General features: G+C 61.8%; 20 protein-coding genes. 19 read left to right on the top strand and 1 reads right to left on the bottom strand.

Features of this window, described 5'->3' with window-relative positions; translation table 11 throughout:
- Positions 1 to 18 precede the first annotated feature (18 nt).
- The 14 genes from C5F53_RS17750 to C5F53_RS17685 all read left to right on the top strand — a co-directional run bounded on the left by C5F53_RS17750 (position 19) and on the right by C5F53_RS17685 (position 11,001).
- Complete coding sequence (locus C5F53_RS17750; protein WP_105262715.1) at positions 19 to 1,485, top strand: glutamate synthase subunit beta; 1,467 nt, start codon at positions 19 to 21, stop codon at positions 1,483 to 1,485.
- A 56-nt stretch (positions 1,486 to 1,541) separates the two neighbouring features.
- Positions 1,542 to 2,381 (top strand): ABC transporter ATP-binding protein, encoded by an 840-nt coding sequence (locus C5F53_RS17745; protein ID WP_105262714.1) that lies wholly within the window; start codon positions 1,542 to 1,544, stop codon positions 2,379 to 2,381.
- Positions 2,378 to 3,160, top strand: a complete 783-nt coding sequence (mlaE, locus tag C5F53_RS17740; RefSeq protein WP_105262713.1) for a lipid asymmetry maintenance ABC transporter permease subunit MlaE — start codon at positions 2,378 to 2,380, stop codon at positions 3,158 to 3,160. The genes C5F53_RS17745 and mlaE overlap by 4 nt, the downstream gene beginning before the upstream one ends.
- A 10-nt stretch (positions 3,161 to 3,170) precedes the next feature.
- Positions 3,171 to 3,653, top strand: coding sequence for an outer membrane lipid asymmetry maintenance protein MlaD (mlaD, locus tag C5F53_RS17735; RefSeq protein ID WP_105262712.1), 483 nt, complete (start codon positions 3,171 to 3,173; stop codon positions 3,651 to 3,653).
- Positions 3,650 to 4,402 (top strand): VacJ family lipoprotein, encoded by a 753-nt coding sequence (locus tag C5F53_RS17730; protein ID WP_236635427.1) that lies wholly within the window; start codon positions 3,650 to 3,652, stop codon positions 4,400 to 4,402. Before mlaD ends, C5F53_RS17730 begins: the two co-directional genes overlap by 4 nt.
- A gap of 126 nt (positions 4,403 to 4,528) precedes the next feature.
- Positions 4,529 to 5,113 (top strand): phospholipid-binding protein MlaC, encoded by a 585-nt coding sequence (locus C5F53_RS17725; protein WP_236635430.1) that lies wholly within the window; start codon positions 4,529 to 4,531, stop codon positions 5,111 to 5,113.
- A 1-nt stretch (position 5,114) separates the two neighbouring features.
- Positions 5,115 to 5,381, top strand: coding sequence for a lipid asymmetry maintenance protein MlaB (locus C5F53_RS17720; protein WP_105262711.1), 267 nt, complete (start codon positions 5,115 to 5,117; stop codon positions 5,379 to 5,381).
- Positions 5,382 to 5,409: 28 nt separating this feature from the next.
- Positions 5,410 to 6,339, top strand: coding sequence for an ABC transporter ATP-binding protein (locus tag C5F53_RS17715; protein WP_105262710.1), 930 nt, complete (start codon positions 5,410 to 5,412; stop codon positions 6,337 to 6,339).
- Entirely contained in the window at positions 6,336 to 7,091 is a 756-nt protein-coding gene (locus tag C5F53_RS17710) for an ABC transporter permease (protein ID WP_105262709.1), read from the top strand. The genes C5F53_RS17715 and C5F53_RS17710 overlap by 4 nt, the downstream gene beginning before the upstream one ends.
- A gap of 5 nt (positions 7,092 to 7,096) precedes the next feature.
- Positions 7,097 to 7,339 (top strand): BolA family protein, encoded by a 243-nt coding sequence (locus C5F53_RS17705; protein WP_105262708.1) that lies wholly within the window; start codon positions 7,097 to 7,099, stop codon positions 7,337 to 7,339.
- 10 nt (positions 7,340 to 7,349) lie between these two features.
- Entirely contained in the window at positions 7,350 to 8,615 is a 1,266-nt protein-coding gene (gene murA, locus C5F53_RS17700) for a UDP-N-acetylglucosamine 1-carboxyvinyltransferase (RefSeq protein WP_105262707.1), read from the top strand.
- A 12-nt stretch (positions 8,616 to 8,627) separates the two neighbouring features.
- Positions 8,628 to 9,266, top strand: coding sequence for an ATP phosphoribosyltransferase (gene hisG, locus C5F53_RS17695; protein ID WP_105262764.1), 639 nt, complete (start codon positions 8,628 to 8,630; stop codon positions 9,264 to 9,266).
- Positions 9,267 to 9,283: 17 nt separating this feature from the next.
- Positions 9,284 to 10,600 (top strand): histidinol dehydrogenase, encoded by a 1,317-nt coding sequence (gene hisD, locus C5F53_RS17690; protein ID WP_105262706.1) that lies wholly within the window; start codon positions 9,284 to 9,286, stop codon positions 10,598 to 10,600.
- A gap of 29 nt (positions 10,601 to 10,629) precedes the next feature.
- Positions 10,630 to 11,001, top strand: coding sequence for a hypothetical protein (locus tag C5F53_RS17685; RefSeq protein WP_236635426.1), 372 nt, complete (start codon positions 10,630 to 10,632; stop codon positions 10,999 to 11,001).
- Positions 11,002 to 11,533: 532 nt separating this feature from the next.
- Here C5F53_RS17685 and C5F53_RS17675 read toward each other — a convergent pair.
- The gene (locus tag C5F53_RS17675; protein ID WP_161499958.1) at positions 11,534 to 12,019 is read right to left on the bottom strand and encodes an AbiV family abortive infection protein; all 486 of its coding nucleotides are present in this window, start codon (positions 12,017 to 12,019) and stop codon (positions 11,534 to 11,536) included.
- Between the two features lie 938 nt (positions 12,020 to 12,957).
- Here C5F53_RS17675 and C5F53_RS20370 point away from each other — a divergent pair.
- From C5F53_RS20370 to hisH, 5 genes are read left to right on the top strand one after another with little or no spacing between them, the layout of a single operon-like run.
- Entirely contained in the window at positions 12,958 to 13,182 is a 225-nt protein-coding gene (locus C5F53_RS20370) for a CopG family transcriptional regulator (RefSeq protein WP_201740888.1), read from the top strand.
- Positions 13,175 to 13,639 (top strand): PIN domain-containing protein, encoded by a 465-nt coding sequence (locus C5F53_RS17670; protein WP_201740887.1) that lies wholly within the window; start codon positions 13,175 to 13,177, stop codon positions 13,637 to 13,639. The genes C5F53_RS20370 and C5F53_RS17670 overlap by 8 nt, the downstream gene beginning before the upstream one ends.
- Before the next feature lie 23 nt (positions 13,640 to 13,662).
- Entirely contained in the window at positions 13,663 to 14,823 is a 1,161-nt protein-coding gene (hisC, locus tag C5F53_RS17665) for a histidinol-phosphate transaminase (RefSeq protein WP_105262702.1), read from the top strand.
- The gene (gene hisB / locus C5F53_RS17660; protein ID WP_105262701.1) at positions 14,820 to 15,452 is read left to right on the top strand and encodes an imidazoleglycerol-phosphate dehydratase HisB; all 633 of its coding nucleotides are present in this window, start codon (positions 14,820 to 14,822) and stop codon (positions 15,450 to 15,452) included. Before hisC ends, hisB begins: the two co-directional genes overlap by 4 nt.
- Positions 15,452 to 16,111 carry an imidazole glycerol phosphate synthase subunit HisH gene (gene hisH, locus C5F53_RS17655; RefSeq protein ID WP_105262700.1) on the top strand — a complete coding sequence of 220 codons (660 nt, stop codon included), beginning with the start codon at positions 15,452 to 15,454 and terminating at the stop codon, positions 16,109 to 16,111. Before hisB ends, hisH begins: the two co-directional genes overlap by 1 nt.
- Positions 16,112 to 16,172 lie beyond the last annotated feature (61 nt).

Raw genomic sequence — 16,172 nt, 5'->3', positions numbered from 1 at the left:
CGTACAAGGACACACATCATGGGAAAAGTCACTGGCTTCATGGAGTTTGAGCGCCTCGAAGAGGGCTACAAACCCGTCACCGAGCGCCTGAAGCACTACAAGGAATTTGTGGTGGGCCTGGACGATGCGCAGGCCAACAAGCAGGCCGCGCGCTGCATGGACTGCGGCACACCGTTCTGCAACAACGGCTGCCCGGTCAACAACATCATTCCGGACTTCAACGACCTGGTTTACACGAACAACTGGAAGGCGGCGATCGACACGCTGCACAGCACCAACAACTTCCCCGAGTTCACTGGCCGCATCTGCCCCGCGCCCTGCGAGGCCGCCTGCACGCTGAACGTGAATGACGACGCGGTGGGCATCAAGTCCATCGAACACGCCATCATCGACCGTGCCTGGTCCGAGGGCTGGGTTAAGCCCCAGCCCGCCAAGATCAAGACCGGCAAGAAGGTCGCCGTGGTCGGCTCCGGCCCCGCCGGCATGGCCGCTGCCCAGCAGCTGGCGCGCGTGGGCCATGACGTGACCCTGTTCGAGAAGAACGACCGCATCGGCGGCCTGCTGCGCTACGGCATTCCCGACTTCAAGATGGAGAAGTCCCACATCGACCGCCGTGCCGAACAGCTGGTGGCTGAAGGCGTGACCATCCGTACCAGTGTGCTGGTAGGCGAAATGCCCAAAGACACCAAGGTCACCAACTGGGCCAAGGAAACTATCAGCGCTGCCCAGCTGCAGAAGGATTTTGACGCCGTGCTGTTGACTGGCGGCTCCGAACAGTCGCGCGATCTGCCAGTGCCCGGCCGCGACCTGGACGGTATCCATTTCGCGATGGAATTTTTGCCCCAGCAGAACAAGGTCAACGCGGGTGACAAGCTCAAGGGGCAGTTGCGCGCCGACGGCAAACACGTCATCGTCATTGGCGGTGGCGACACCGGCTCCGATTGTGTGGGCACCAGCAACCGCCACGGCGCGGTCAGCGTCACCCAGTTTGAGGTGATGCCCCAGCCGCCCGAAGAAGAAAACCGCCCCATGACCTGGCCCTACTGGCCGCTGAAGCTGCGCACCAGTTCCAGCCACGAAGAAGGTTGCGAGCGTGTGTTCTCTATTTCCACCAAAGAATTCATCGGCGAAAAAGGCAAGGTCACTGGCCTGAAGACCGTGCAGGTTGAATTCAAGGACGGCAAGCTTGTCGATGTGCCTGGTACCGAAAAAGTGCTGAAGGCTGACCTGGTGCTGCTGGCCATGGGCTTTGTGAACCCCGTGGCAACCATCCTGGACGTGTTCGGCGTGGACAAGGACGCCCGCGGCAACGCCAAGGCCAGCACCGAGTTCATCGGCGGCTATGCCACCAATGTGCCCAAGGTGTTTGCCGCTGGCGACATGCGCCGTGGCCAGAGCCTGGTGGTCTGGGCGATCCGCGAAGGCCGCCAGGCCGCGCGCTCGGTCGACGAGTTCTTGATGGGCTTTAGCGACCTGCCCCGGTAATCTCGGGTAATCCCTTATGATTCCAAGGCCGGGTATATCCCGGCCTTGTTGCTTATATGGCTGACCATTCCACTGCCCCTCTTGTTGAACTCCAGGATCTGTCCTTTGGCTACGGCGAACGCCTGATCCTGGACGGTGTGACCCTGTCCATCCCGCGTGGCAAAGTCACGGCGCTGATGGGCGCCTCGGGCGGCGGCAAGACCACGGTGCTGCGCCTGATCGGCGGCCAGTACCGGGCGCAAAAGGGCCAACTGTTGTTGCACGGTGCGCAGCAGGAGCAGGACGTGCAAGACATGGGCCAGGCCAACGCGCAGCAGCTGTACGCGGCGCGGCGTCGTATGGGCATGCTGTTCCAGTTTGGCGCCCTGTTTACCGACCTGAGCGTGTTTGACAACGTGGCCTTTCCGCTGCGTGAGCACACCAAACTGTCGCCGGCCCTGGTGCGCGACATCGTGCTCATGAAACTCAACGCGGTGGGGCTGCGCGGTGCGCGTGACCTGATGCCGGCTGAAATTTCCGGCGGCATGGCCCGGCGCGTGGCGCTGGCCCGTGCCATTGCGCTGGACCCGGAGCTGGTGATGTACGACGAACCTTTTGCCGGGCTGGACCCGATTTCGCTGGGCACCGCGGCCCGCCTGATTCGCCAGCTCAACGACACCATGGGCCTGACCAGTGTGATCGTTTCGCACGACCTGGAAGAAACCCTCCACATCGCCGACAAGGTCATCATCCTGGCCAACGGCAAGATTGCCGCCCAGGGCACACCCGAAGAAGTGCGCCACAGCACCGACCCGCTGGTCCACCAGTTTGTCAACGCGCTGCCCGAAGGGCCGGTGCGTTTCCATTACCCGGCCTCCAGTGTGGATGCCGATTTTTCTGCAGGGGCGGGACGATGAGCTGGTACCGCCCCTCCGACGTCGGTTTTTCCGCCCGCTCCAAGCTGGCGGACCTGGGTTATGGCGCGCGCCTGTTTCTGCGTCTGTTGGCCTCGCTGCCCTCGGCACTGCGCCGCTTTGGCCTGGTGCGGGACCAGATCCACTTCATGGGCAATTACTCGCTGGCCATCATTGCGGTGTCCGGCATTTTTGTGGGCTTTGTGCTGGGCCTGCAGGGTTACTACACCCTGCAACGTTATGGCTCGTCCGAGGCCTTGGGCCTGCTGGTGGCGCTGAGTCTGGTGCGTGAGCTGGGCCCGGTGATCACGGCCCTGTTGTTCGCAGGCCGGGCCGGTACCTCGCTCACCGCGGAGATCGGCCTCATGAAAGCCGGTGAGCAACTTAGCGCCATGGAAATGATGGCCGTGGACCCAGTGCAACGCATTTTGGCACCGCGTTTTTGGGGCGCTGTGATTGCCATGCCCTTGCTGGCCGCCGTGTTCAGCGCGGTGGGCATCATCGGTGGTTGGGTCGTCGGTGTGTTGATGATTGGCATTGACGCTGGCTCGTTTTGGAGCCAAATGCAGGGTGGGGTAGATGTGTGGCTGGATGTGGGCAACGGCGTGCTCAAGAGCGCCGTGTTCGGTTTTGCGGTGAGTTTTATCGCTCTGCTGCAGGGCTATGAGGCCCAGCCCACGCCTGAGGGCGTAGCCCATGCCACCACGCGCACCGTGGTGGTGGCGTCGTTGACCGTGTTGGGTTTGGACTTTGTCCTGACCGCCATGATGTTCAGTATTTAGGGGATAACAAATGCAACGTTCTGGCAAAGATGTGTGGGTGGGTTTGTTTGTGCTCCTGGGGGCGACAGCGCTGCTGTTTTTGGCCTTGCAGTCGGCCAACCTGCTGTCGCTGAACTTTGAGCGCGGCTACGCGGTCAGCGCCAAATTCGACAACATTGGTGGCTTGAAACCCAAAGCAGCGGTCAAAAGTGCAGGTGTGGTGGTCGGGCGTGTGGAGTCCATCGTGTTTGATGACAAGAGTTTCCAGGCCAAGGTGGTGTTGTCCATGGACAAACGGTTTGCCTTCCCCAAAGACAGCTCGCTCAAAATTTTGACCAGCGGCCTGCTCGGAGAGCAGTACATTGGCATTGAAGCGGGCGCCGATGCCGCCAACTTGGTTGCCGGTGACAGCATTGGCACCACCCAATCGGCCGTGGTGCTGGAAAACCTGATCAGCCAGTTCCTGTACAGCAAGGCGGCTGACGGAACCGGTAGCGACAAAGAGGGCAAATGAGCCGTTTTGATCTGTCTTACAGCCTGTCCGCGCACCGCCTGATGCGTGGGGCTGCCGGCTTGCTCTTGGGGCTGGCTTTGCTGGTGTTGCAAGGCTGTGCCACGGTGGCGTCGCCGGACCCGCGTGATCCGCTGGAGTCATTTAACCGTGGTGTGTTCAGCTTCAACGATGGTCTGGACCGCGTGGTGCTCAAACCCACCGCCCGTGCCTACCAAGCCACCTTGCCTTCGTGGGCGCGCAAAGGGGTGGGCAATTTCTTCAACAACCTCGAAGACGTCTGGTCCGCCCTGAACAACGGTCTGCAACTGCGCGGCCAGGAGATGGGCGACAGCATTGGCCGTGTCATGGTCAACAGCACCATCGGCTTGGGCGGGTTGATAGATGTCGCCAGTGACCTGGGCATAGACCGGCATCCGGCCAACTTTGGGCTGACCCTGGGGCGTTGGGGCGTGCGCCCGGGGCCGTATCTGGTGCTGCCTTTGTTAGGTCCCGCCACCCTGCGTGAAGTGGCGGCCTTGCCGGTGGACCAGCAGGGCAGTCTGGTGACGCATATGCCAGACGAGGCGACACGCACAGGGCTGACGGTGCTCAATGTGGTGGACACCCGCGCCACCTACTTGCGGGCCGGTGATGTCGTGGATGGTGCGGCACTGGACCGTTACTCCTTTACCCGCGACGCCTATTTGCAACGCCAGCGCAATGATGACTACGATGGTGACCCGCCGCCCGAAGAAGGCACCGAGCCTTGAGGGGGCATCCACGGCGTTCTGCATGGCAGACCGGGTCTGTGGATAATTGCTCGCATGGAGACACGCATGATTTTGAACAAACGACAGGTAGTGGTGGCTTTGGCGGCTGTGGTGACACTGGGTGCCATGGCATTTTCTCCGGCCGCCCGTGCTGAGGATGAAGCCCCTGACGCGCTGATCAAGCGCCTCTCGGTGGACGTGCTCGACACCATCAAGGCGGACAAGGCGATTCGCGCCGGTGACATGGCCCGTGTGATCGCGCTGGTGGACAGCCGCATCATGCCCAATGTGAACTTCCAGCGCATGACGGCTTCGGCCGTGGGCCCCGGCTGGCGCCAGGCCACGCCCGAGCAGCAAAAACGCCTGCAAGATGAATTCAAAACCCTGCTGGTGCGCACCTACGCAGGTGCGCTGGCGCAGGTGAGTGACCAGACCATCGCCATGAAGCCCCTGCGCGCTGCGCCCGAGGACAAAGAGGTGGTGGTGCGGACCGAGGTCAAGGGCAAGGGCGACGCTATTCAGCTCGATTACCGCCTGGAAAAAACCCCCGGCGTGGGCGCTGGCTGGAAGATTTACAACCTGAATGTGTTGGGTGTGTGGCTGGTGGAAACCTACCGCAGCCAGTTTGCACAACAAATCAACGCCAAGGGCATTGACGGGCTGATTGACACCCTGACGGAACAAAACAAGGCCAACGCCAAGAAAGGCTGATGTGCTGAACCTTCCCTCCACTTTGACGCAGGACGTGGCGCACGACTGCCTGGCTACCCTGCGCTCCGGCCTGCAGGCAGAGCCGCACACCATCGTGGTGGACGGTGCTGCGTTGCAGCGTTTTGACTCTTCGGCGCTGGCGGTATTGCTAGAGCTGCGCCGCGAATGCGCGCGTATTGGCAAACAATTTGCCGTACGCAGCCTGCCCACCCGCCTGCGAGACCTGGCCACCTTGTACGGGATTGACGGCCTGCTGACCGCGGCCTGAGCCCGTCCGCGTAAAATCGCGGGTTCTCATGCCCGCCATCTCATTCCAATCCGTCTCCAAAGCCTACGCCTCTCCCAAAGGCCCCAAAGGCTCCACCTTCAAGGCCCTGGACGGGGTCAGCCTCCAGATCGAAGAGGGCGAATTTTTCGGCCTGCTCGGTCCCAACGGCGCAGGTAAAACCACCATGATCAGCATCCTGGCCGGGCTCACCCGTGCCAGCAGTGGCAGCGTGCAGGTGCTGGGCAGCGATGTCCAGGCCGACTACGCCAACGCCCGCCGCAAGCTGGGTGTGGTGCCGCAGGAGCTGGTGTTTGACCCCTTCTTTAACGTGCGAGAAATGCTGCGCATCCAGTCTGGCTACTTTGGCGTCAAGAACAACGACGCCTGGGTGGACGAACTGCTCGAAGGCCTGGGCCTGACCGACAAGGCCAACGCCAACATGCGCCAGCTCTCGGGTGGCATGAAGCGCCGCGTGTTGGTGGCGCAGGCCCTTGTGCACAAACCGCCCGTTATCGTGCTGGACGAGCCGACCGCTGGTGTGGACGTGGAACTGCGCCAGACGCTGTGGCAGTTTGTGGCCAATCTCAACAAACAAGGCAGCACCGTGCTGCTGACCACCCATTACCTGGAAGAAGCCGAGGCCCTGTGTGGCCGCATTGCCATGCTCAAGACCGGCCGCATTGTGGCGCTGGACAAAACCAGCGACCTGCTCAAGGCCGCCAGCAGCAATGTGCTGCGCTTCAAAACGGGCGATGCCTTGCCCATCGAACTGGCGGCGCGCGCCCGTATCACCGGCCGTATCGTGCAACTGCCCGCGCACAACGCGCTAGAAATTGAACAATACCTGGCTGCCGTGCGCCAGGCTGGCGTGACAGTGGAAGACGTGGAGATCCGCAAGGCCGATCTGGAGGATGTCTTCCTCGACGTCATGGGCAATACGGAAGAGGTGGGCGCATGAACGGCTGGCAAACCCTGTTGTACAAGGAAACCCTGCGTTTCTGGAAAGTCGGTTTCCAGACCGTGGCGGCGCCGGTATTGACAGCCCTGCTGTACCTGATGATTTTTGGCCATGCACTGGGCGACCACGTGAAGGTCTATGACACCATCAGCTACACCGCGTTTTTGGTGCCGGGCTTGGTGATGATGAGCGTCTTGCAAAACGCGTTTGCCAACAGCTCGTCATCGTTGATCCAGAGCAAGATCATGGGCAACCTGGTGTTCCTGTTGCTCACGCCGCTGTCGCACTGGAGCTGGTTCTTTGCCTATGTGGGCTCCAGCATTGCGCGTGGGCTGGTGGTGGGGGCGGGTGTCATGTTCGTCACCGTGTTCTTCACCCCCATCCACTTTGTGGCGCCGCTGTGGATTCTGGCCTTTGCCTTGCTGGGCGCAGCCCTGTTGGGTACCTTGGGTCTGATCGCCGGCCTGTGGGCTGAAAAGTTTGACCAGCTCGCTGCCTTCCAGAACTTCATCATCATGCCCATGACGTTTTTGAGCGGCGTGTTTTACTCCATCCACTCGCTGCCCGCCTTTTGGCAAAGCGTGAGCCACCTCAACCCCTTCTTCTACATGATCGACGGCTTCCGCTATGGCTTCTTCGGCCAGAGCGATGTGTCACCTTGGCTCAGCCTGGGCATCGTCGGCATCGCGCTGGCCGTGGTGAGTGCCATTGCCGTGCACCTGCTGCGCACCGGCTACAAGATCCGTTCCTGATTTCTATGACTGCTGACCAACTCCAAGCCCTCATCACCGCCGGCATTGCTTGCGAGCACTGTGCCCTTGAAGGCGATGGCCGCCACTGGTACGCCACCATCGTCTCCAGTGCGTTCGAGGGCAAGCGCCTGATCCAGCGCCACCAGCAGGTGTATGCCACGCTGGGCAGCCGCATGCACACCGATGAAGTGCACGCCCTGTCGATGAAAACTTATACGCCGGCCGAGTGGGCCGCGCAATCCGCGTAAACGACTCTGTATGGACAAACTCCTGATCCGTGGTGGCAACACCTTGCAAGGCGAGGTGCTAATTTCTGGTGCCAAGAACGCCGCCTTGCCCGAGCTGTGCGCCACCCTGCTGACCGCCGAGCCGGTCACACTGCTGAACGTGCCGCGCCTGCAAGACGTGTCCACCATGCTCACGCTGATCCGCAACATGGGCGTGCAGGTAGAGCAGGGGGCGGATGGCGCTGTGCATATCAATGCCGGCCCGCTGAGCGCACCCGAAGCCCCCTACGAGCTGGTGAAAACCATGCGCGCCTCGGTGCTCGCGCTGGGCCCGCTGCTGGCGCGCTTTGGAGAGGCTACCGTGTCTCTGCCCGGTGGCTGCGCCATCGGTTCGCGCCCGGTAGACCAGCACCTGAAAGGCCTGACCGCCATGGGCGCCGAGATTGTGGTCGAGCACGGCTACATGATCGCCAAGCTGCCCAAGGGCCGCACCCGCCTGAAGGGCGCGCGCATTGCCACCGACATGGTGACGGTGACCGGCACCGAGAACTTCTTGATGGCGGCAGCCCTGGCCGAGGGCGAAACCATTTTGGAAAACGCCGCGCAAGAGCCCGAGATTCCCGATTTGGCTGAAATGCTCATCAAGATGGGCGCCAAGATCGAAGGCCACGGCACCAGCCGCATCCGCATCCAGGGCGTGGAGAGGCTGCATGGCTGTACCCACCAGGTGGTGGCGGACCGCATCGAGACCGGCACTTTTCTGTGCGCCGTGGCCGCCACGGGTGGTGACGTGGTGCTCAAGCATGGCCGTGCCGACCATCTGGATGCGGTGATCGACAAGCTGCGTGACGCTGGGGCCACGGTGGAAGCCATAGCCGGGGGCATCCGCGTGCAGTCGCAAGGCCGCCTCAAGGCGCAGAGCTTCCGCACCACCGAGTACCCGGGCTTCCCCACCGACATGCAGGCGCAGTTCATGGCGCTCAACGCCATTTCGCACGGTGCCAGCAAGGTGACCGAGACGATCTTCGAGAACCGCTTCATGCACGTCAACGAGCTGGTGCGCCTGGGCGCGCACATCCAGATCGACGGCAAGGTGTCGGTGATTGAAGGCGTGCCCAAACTGTCGGGTGCCACGGTGATGGCTACCGACCTGCGCGCCTCGGCCAGCCTGGTGATTGCCGGCCTGGTGGCAGAGGGCGAGACCATGGTGGACCGCATCTACCACCTGGACCGCGGTTACGACCAGATGGAAGCCAAGCTGCGCGGCATTGGCGCAGACATTGAAAGACTGACGTAAATGGCTACCGACATGATCACACTCGCCCTGTCCAAGGGCCGCATCTTTGAAGAAACCGTGCCCTTGCTCAAGGCCGCCGGTATCGAGGTGCTGGACGACCCGGAAAAATCGCGCAAGCTGATTCTGGACACCAACCAGCCCAACGTACGCGTGCTGGTGGTGCGCGCCACCGACGTGCCCACCTATGTGCAGTACGGCGGTGCCGACCTCGGCATTACCGGCAAGGACACGTTGCTGGAGCATGGCAGCCAGGGCCTGTACCAGCCGCTGGATTTGCAGATTGCCAAGTGCCGCATCAGCGTGGCCGTGCGGGCCGACTTTGACTATGCGTCTGCCGTCAAGCAGGGCTCGCGCCTCAAGGTGGCGACCAAATACGTGGCGATTGCGCGCGAGTTTTTTGCCAGCAAGGGCGTGCACGTGGACCTGATCAAGCTTTATGGCAGCATGGAGCTGGCGCCCCTGGTGGGGCTTGCCGATGCGATCGTCGATCTGGTGTCCACCGGCAACACGCTCAAGGCCAACCACCTGGTGGAGGTGGAACGCATCATGGACATCAGCTCGCGCCTGGTGGTGAACCAGGCCGCGCTGAAGCTCAAACAAGAACCCATCCGCAAAATCATCGACGCCTTTGCCGGCGCGGTGGGCCAGTAACCCGACGTGACATTGCTATGACTTTTGTAGCTGCTCCCGCATATCTATCAAGCGCTAGTGCCACTTTTGATGCCGATTTCAAGGCGCGCCTGCACTGGTCTGCCGATACCGATGCGGCCATCGAGCAGCGCGTGGCCGACATCCTCGCGGACGTGCAGCAGCGGGGCGATGCTGCCGTGCTGGAGTACACGGCGCGCTTTGACGGTCTGACCGTGCCCACCATGCAGGCACTGGAGCTGACGCAGGCTGAACTCAAGGCCGCGTTTGACAGCATTCCCGCCGCACAGCGCACTGCTCTGGAAGCCGCTGCCAAACGTGTGCGTAGTTACCACGAGGCGCAGAAAAAAGCGTCTGGCGAGAGCTGGAGCTACCGCGACGAAGATGGCACACTCTTGGGCCAAAAGGTCACCCCGCTGGACCGCGTGGGCATTTATGTACCCGGCGGCAAGGCGGCTTACCCGTCCAGCGTGTTGATGAACGCCATTCCCGCCCACGTGGCCGGTGTGGGCGAAATCATCATGGTCGTGCCAACGCCCAAGGGCGAGAAGAACGCCCTGGTGCTGGCCGCCGCCTATGTGGCCGGCGTGACCCGCGCCTTCACCATCGGTGGTGCGCAGGCCGTGGCCGCGCTGGCCTATGGCACCGAGAGCATTCCCGCCGTGCACAAGATCACCGGCCCCGGCAACGCCTATGTGGCCGCCGCCAAGCGCCGCGTGTTTGGCATCGTGGGCATCGACATGATTGCCGGCCCCAGCGAAATTCTGGTGCTGGCCGACGGCAGCACGCCGCCCGACTGGGTGGCCATGGACCTGTTCAGCCAGGCCGAGCACGACGAGCTAGCGCAAAGTATCCTGCTGTGCCCCGATGCGGCCTACATCGCCCAAGTGCAGGCCAGCATCAACCGCCTGTTGAACGAGATGCCGCGCGCCGAGATCATTGCCAAGAGCCTGACCGGCCGCGGCGCGTTGATCCACACGCGCAGCATGGAAGAGGCCTGCGAGATCAGCAACCGCATTGCGCCCGAGCATTTGGAAGTGTCCAGCAACGACCCCCACAAGTGGGAGCCGTTGCTCAAACACGCCGGGGCGATCTTCCTGGGTGCCTACACCTCTGAGAGCCTGGGCGACTACTGCGCCGGCCCCAACCACGTGTTGCCCACCAGTGGCACGGCGCGCTTCAGCAGCCCGCTGGGCGTGTACGACTTCCAGAAGCGCAGCAGCCTCATCGAGGTGAGCGAGCAGGGCGCGCAGGCGCTGGGTCAGATTGCCTCGGTGCTGGCGCATGGCGAAGGCCTGCAAGCCCACGCGCGTGCGGCGGAAATGCGATTGAAGTAAGAATGCGTGCAGACGGACGACCAACTCCCATGCACACACCTTCACCCCGCCCCTTCCTTTGTCGCGCCGCCACGGCGCTGGTTCTCATCGCAGGCTGCATGGTTGCGGCTCAGGCCATGACCATCCGCGAAATGCGCACGCTGGAGAAGAAAGAAAAGCTGGGCAGCACCTACACCGACTATTACCTGGTCGGCGTCATGGAAGGTGCGGTAGAAGCGCACAACCAAGCTGTGCGCGACGGCGGCAAGCCCAGTATCTGCCTCAATGGGCGACGTCTGGAACCCAGCATGGCCAAAAGCCTTTACACCGCAGAACTCAAGCGCAATGCCGATGTGTACGAGGCGGACTTCCCGGTGCAGCTGGTGCTGACCAACGCGCTGGCGACGGTGTACCCCTGTTAATTGGCGAGCACCTGGGCTCTGGGCGCGGGTAGCAAGGTGGGCAGCGTGCAGGCTCAGCTGCGCTTGGATGTTGCCAACAGCAGCAATCCACCGGCAACGATGGCACCCACCTCAGCCCGCAGCGGGAGGGACTATCTGTGGGGCAAGACAGAGTAATGCTGGATCGTGCATGGCTGGGTATCGCCGTCACGCTTGCAAAACCCCGTCAACTGACGGTGTCGCAGTGCCGCGGTAGTCCTCACCTGGGGCCAGCGCTTCCTAGCAAGCACGCTTTGGTAGTCCTCAGACTCGGGCGCGAAGCTCAGGCTAGCGCCGGCTTTTTCGCACAACTCCGGATTTTTGAGGGCGGCTTCTTTCACCGTGGCGCGCACGCCCGATAGCGCAGAGCTTTCTATTTGGACGGTGTAGTCGCAAATTTCCCATTGGCCTGCAAGCGCAAGAAGTGGGGATGCGAAGACGACTCGCGCGGCGAGTTTTGACCGCATGGGTGTTTTATGTTTGACATGAGCGTGACCCGGCTTGCCGGGGCATGTCAGCTCGATGGAAGGGTTAGAAGGCGCACGGCGTGCTGCGATAGAGCCTCCGCGAGCTGGACATATTGCTCAATATCGAGGGCCGCGACCTTCTCTTCGGGAGAAACAGCAGACTTGGCCTTGCATGACACATACATCGTGTCGTTCTTGAGATCGTTGATGTGGTCTATCAGGCTTTCCTGCAGTTCCCCAATCTGCGCTTGCAGTTCTTCAGACAAACTGGCTGCATAGGTTACGAGAAACTCAATCTTCTTCTTGTGATCTCGGAGAAGCTTGGTGACCTTTGGGATCTCGCTCTCAGGCGTTCCTGAGATGCTCATGGTCCGCAGCAGAATGCTCTTTGCTGACTCCTCCGTTGACATGTGGGCAAGATAGTAGGCGCGCGGCAAATGCTTCGCCTCGAAGAGAAGACGAGACTCTGTTGCGAGCGACTTAGCGTTGCCTGCAGCTTTCTCACCCCAGCTTTGATAGATCGAAGAGTGCATGCGCCTTCTAACGTCAAAGCTCAGCGGGCGGCGTAGCCGTCCGCTGCAACGTAGGGTTGGGCAGCAACAGATCATTCATACGAACCAACCGGGAACCCAGCATCCTGTATTTCTTCGGCAGAGGCGTTTCGGAACTTCGAGACCACTTTGCCGGCACAGCGCGGGCAACGGCAATTCGGATCATCCAATCCGCCATAGACGGCGGATTCAAGATTCTTTGGGTACTGGAAAACGGTGCCGACTTCGTCGCAAATCAGCACGACCGCATGGCAGTCTGGACATGCGGAGAAGCACAAGGCACCTTGCCCTGAGCAGCACTCGCAGCGAACCCCGCGCAGGGCCCAGGTAGGAGGATCAATTTGCATGGCGTGCGGCCCAACGTTGGAAATGTGCGGCACACGCGTAGCGGGTGTCCGTACGGTTGAGGCGGTCTGTCGCGTATCGCAACACCTCTTGGCGCGTATTCTGTCTATTCACAACCGTCCCTTTTTTGGTCAACAGCCTACGTAGCTGTGTCACTTCGTCCGTGTCAAAAGCTCGCTTTTGTCCGTGCGCTGTGACACAGCTACGCACGCTATCAGAAAAGCATTACTGTATAAATACCCAGTATGTGTGCTAGCGCCACTGTTCTATACGTCGATCGACCTCAATGTATGCCGCAAAAACTGCGGGATATTCTGGCAAGGTTACCCGCCAAATTGGCCTCCAGCCCTCGTGGAATATGCGCAAGATGCTCATATAAAGATAGCGGGAAACCGGGCAGCCTCTGGGCGCGCTTTGGCGCTTGGATGACCATCATTTTTCTACCCTCCCGTTCTTTGTTTTCGCCGCACTATAGCGCGGGGCGTTTGAGCCTTGCGCATTTGCCCGGACCGATAAATTGACTTCAATTCACACGAATTCAGTGCAACACGAAATTCGTGTAAACTGCATTCAAGATGAAAAACGTCACCATCACCGTCGAAGACGCCACGCTGGAGTGGGTGCGCATTGAGGCGGCCAAGCGTAATACCAGTGTGTCGCGGCTGGTGGGTGAGATGTTGACCGACAAGATGCAGCACGACGACGCCTACGCCCGCGCGCAGCGCGACTGGGTGGCGGATACCTCGTCGTTCAGCTCCGGCGGCAAGGCGTACCCGCAGCGGGAGGTTCTGAATGGCTAGCCCGCTCGACACCTCTGGCGCCATTGTTTTTGTCGATACGAATGTGCTGTTGGCCGCGGACGACGCGTTTGATGCCACCCGCCAGGCCCGTGTCCGTGACTGGCTGCAGGCTCTGTGGCAGCGGCGTGCCGGGCGGGTCAGCACCCAGGTGCTGAACGCCTACTACGTGGGCGCCACCCAGCACTTCGCCATGCCGCAGGGTGATGCGCGCGCTAAGCTGCGCCGCTACCAGCTCTGGCAGCCCTGGCAGATTGACCACCAGACCGTGGAAACCGCCTGGGGCGTGGAGGCACGTTTTGGCCTGCCGTACTGGGACGCGCTGATCGTGGCCGCCGCCGCGCAAAGCGGCGCCACCCACGTGCTTTCGCTGGACCTGCAGCACGGCCAGCAGATTGACGGCGTCACCATCCTCGGCCCTCTGCAAGCCACGCCCGCCGACGTGGCGCTAGCCGACTAGTTTTTAGCTTTGAAAGTCCCCGCATGACCGCTACTACCTCCACCGACAGCACCGTGAGCGCGTTGATCCAGCGCCGCATCCGCCAGGACGTGTTGGGCATGCACGCCTACGCAATCCAGGATTCCAAGGGTATGGTCAAGCTGGACGCCATGGAGAACCCGCACCGCCTGCCCGCGGAGCTGCAGGAGGCGTTGGGCAAGCGCCTGGGTGCGCTGGCGCTGAACCGCTACCCCGATGGCCGCGTGAACGACCTGCGCCAGGCGCTGGCCGCCTATGCGGGCATGCCCGAGGGTTTTGACATCATGCTGGGCAACGGCTCGGACGAGCTCATCAGCCTGCTGGCGATGGCTTGTGACGTGCCCGTGGCGTCCGGTCAGCCCAAACCCGCCATCCTGGCGCCGCTGCCGGGTTTTGTGATGTACGCCATGAGCGCGCAATTGCAGGGGCTGAGCTTTGTGGGTGTGCCACTCACGGCCGACTTTGAGCTGGACGTGCCGGCCATGGTGCAGGCCATAGCAACCCACCAGCCGGCCATCGTCTACCTGGCCTACCCTAACAACCCTACGGCCAACCTGTGGGCCGAAGCCGACATGGTGCGTGTGGTGGCCGCGGCCCAGGCGGCGGGCAGCATCGTGGCCATTGACGAGGCCTACCAGCCGTTTTCCAGCCGCACCTACCTGGACGTGATCCGCGCTAACCCGGCTGCCAATGCCCACGTGCTGCTGATGCGCACCATGAGCAAGTTTGGCCTGGCTGGCGTGCGCATTGGCTACATGGTGGGCCCCCAGACGCTCATCGCCCAGGTGGACAAGGTGCGCCCGCCCTACAACATCAGCGTGCTGAACTACGAGTGCGCACTGTTTGCGCTCGAACACCAAGAGGCTTTTGCGGCCCAAGCCCGCGACATCTGTGCGCAACGCGCTACGCTTTTAGGAGCATTGCGGGCGCTGCCAGGCGTCAAGGCCTGGAACAGCGACGCCAATATGGTGCTGGTTCGCATCACCGGTGAGGGTGCGTCTGGGGTGGATGGGGCACAAAAAGTGTTCGATGGCCTCAAGGCGCGCGGCGTTCTGGTCAAGAACGTTTCTAAAATGCACCCATTGCTGGCCCAATGTCTGCGCCTTACCGTCGGCACCTCCGATGAAAACACCCGGATGTTGAAAGCCCTGCAGGAATCCCTATGACTACCAACTACCCCATCACCGAAGTGCCCCAGACCTACGCGCCCCGCATTGCCGAGGTGTCGCGCAACACCGCCGAGACCAAAATCAAGGTCCGCGTCAACCTGGACGGCACCGGCGTGAGCCGCCTGTCTACCGGGATTGGCTTCTTCGACCACATGCTGGACCAGATCGCCCGCCACGGCATGATCGACCTCGACATCGAGGCCGATGGCGACCTGCACATCGACGGCCACCATACGGTGGAAGACGTGGGCATCACGCTGGGCCAGGCCTTTCACCAGGCCATTGGCGACAAAAAGGGCATCCGCCGCTATGGCCACGCCTATGTGCCGCTGGACGAGGCGCTGAGCCGCGTGGTGATCGACTTCTCGGGGCGCCCCGGGCTGGAGATGAATGTGCCGTTCAAGAGCGGCATGATCGGCGCGTTTGACACGCAGCTCACCCACGAGTTCTTCCAGGGTTTTGTGAACCACGCCTTTGTCACCCTGCACATCGACAACCTCAAGGGCGAAAACGCCCACCACCAGGCCGAGACCGTGTTCAAGGCCTTTGCCCGCGCGCTGCGCGCTGCCATCGAGTTCGACCCGCGCGCCCTGGGCATGATTCCTTCCACCAAGGGTTCGCTGTAATGAAAAAAGTGGCGGTGGTGGACTACGGCATGGGCAACCTGCGTTCGGTCACCCAGGCGGTGATGCACGTGGCTGCCGACGCCGGCGTAGACGTGGTCTGGGCCCGCACCGCGCAAGAGGTGATGGACGCCGAACGCGTGGTGCTGCCGGGCCAGGGCGCCATGCGCGACTGCATGCGCGAGTTGCACGACTCGGGCATGTTTGATGCCGTGATGCACGCCGCTGCCCACAAGCCGCTCATGGGCGTGTGCGTGGGCATGCAGATGCTGCTGGACCACAGCGATGAGCAGAGCACCGCCAGTCTGGGTCTGATTCCCGGCAAGGTGGTGAAATTCGAGCTGGCTGGGCAGATCCAGCCCGACGGCAGCCGCTTCAAGGTGCCCCAAATGGGCTGGAACCAGGTCTGGCAGACCAGCCATGCCGGCGCGCCCAGGCACCCGGTGTGGGGCGAGGTGCCCGATGGCAGCTACTTCTACTTTGTACACAGTTACTACGCCCAACCGTCTGATGCGCGCCACAGCGTAGGCGAGACGGACTATGGCCAGCGCTTCTCAGCGGCGATTGCACGCGATAATATTTTCGCAACCCAGTTCCACCCTGAAAAAAGCGCCGAGCATGGCTTGGCCCTCTACCGTAACTTCCTGCACTGGAATCCTTGAATCTTTATCCTTGCCGCACTTCTGCATCTGGCAACGCGACTCTCTTTTCCCTCCAACCCTG

The sequence above is a fragment of the Rhodoferax sp. TS-BS-61-7 genome, from assembly GCF_002943465.1.
Lineage (GTDB): Bacteria > Pseudomonadota > Gammaproteobacteria > Burkholderiales > Burkholderiaceae_C > Allorhodoferax.
This window is presented reverse-complemented; position numbering and strand designations above follow the sequence as displayed.

Excerpts from the sequence above, each read along its gene's own strand:
- C5F53_RS17750 (WP_105262715.1), top strand. The coding sequence starts at position 19 with ATGGGAAAAGTCACTGGCTTCATGGAGTTTGAGCGCCTCGAAGAGGGC.
- C5F53_RS17745 (WP_105262714.1), top strand. The coding sequence starts at position 1,542 with ATGGCTGACCATTCCACTGCCCCTCTTGTTGAACTCCAGGATCTGTCC.
- mlaE (WP_105262713.1), top strand. The coding sequence starts at position 2,378 with ATGAGCTGGTACCGCCCCTCCGACGTCGGTTTTTCCGCCCGCTCCAAG.
- mlaD (WP_105262712.1), top strand. The coding sequence starts at position 3,171 with ATGCAACGTTCTGGCAAAGATGTGTGGGTGGGTTTGTTTGTGCTCCTG.
- C5F53_RS17730 (WP_236635427.1), top strand. The coding sequence starts at position 3,650 with ATGAGCCGTTTTGATCTGTCTTACAGCCTGTCCGCGCACCGCCTGATG.
- C5F53_RS17725 (WP_236635430.1), top strand. The coding sequence starts at position 4,529 with ATGGCATTTTCTCCGGCCGCCCGTGCTGAGGATGAAGCCCCTGACGCG.
- C5F53_RS17715 (WP_105262710.1), top strand. The coding sequence starts at position 5,410 with ATGCCCGCCATCTCATTCCAATCCGTCTCCAAAGCCTACGCCTCTCCC.
- C5F53_RS17710 (WP_105262709.1), top strand. The coding sequence starts at position 6,336 with ATGAACGGCTGGCAAACCCTGTTGTACAAGGAAACCCTGCGTTTCTGG.
- C5F53_RS17705 (WP_105262708.1), top strand. The coding sequence starts at position 7,097 with ATGACTGCTGACCAACTCCAAGCCCTCATCACCGCCGGCATTGCTTGC.
- murA (WP_105262707.1), top strand. The coding sequence starts at position 7,350 with ATGGACAAACTCCTGATCCGTGGTGGCAACACCTTGCAAGGCGAGGTG.
- hisG (WP_105262764.1), top strand. The coding sequence starts at position 8,628 with ATGATCACACTCGCCCTGTCCAAGGGCCGCATCTTTGAAGAAACCGTG.
- hisD (WP_105262706.1), top strand. The coding sequence starts at position 9,284 with ATGACTTTTGTAGCTGCTCCCGCATATCTATCAAGCGCTAGTGCCACT.
- C5F53_RS17685 (WP_236635426.1), top strand. The coding sequence starts at position 10,630 with ATGCACACACCTTCACCCCGCCCCTTCCTTTGTCGCGCCGCCACGGCG.
- C5F53_RS17675 (WP_161499958.1), bottom strand. The coding sequence starts at position 12,019 with ATGCACTCTTCGATCTATCAAAGCTGGGGTGAGAAAGCTGCAGGCAAC.
- C5F53_RS20370 (WP_201740888.1), top strand. The coding sequence starts at position 12,958 with ATGAAAAACGTCACCATCACCGTCGAAGACGCCACGCTGGAGTGGGTG.
- C5F53_RS17670 (WP_201740887.1), top strand. The coding sequence starts at position 13,175 with ATGGCTAGCCCGCTCGACACCTCTGGCGCCATTGTTTTTGTCGATACG.
- hisC (WP_105262702.1), top strand. The coding sequence starts at position 13,663 with ATGACCGCTACTACCTCCACCGACAGCACCGTGAGCGCGTTGATCCAG.
- hisB (WP_105262701.1), top strand. The coding sequence starts at position 14,820 with ATGACTACCAACTACCCCATCACCGAAGTGCCCCAGACCTACGCGCCC.
- hisH (WP_105262700.1), top strand. The coding sequence starts at position 15,452 with ATGAAAAAAGTGGCGGTGGTGGACTACGGCATGGGCAACCTGCGTTCG.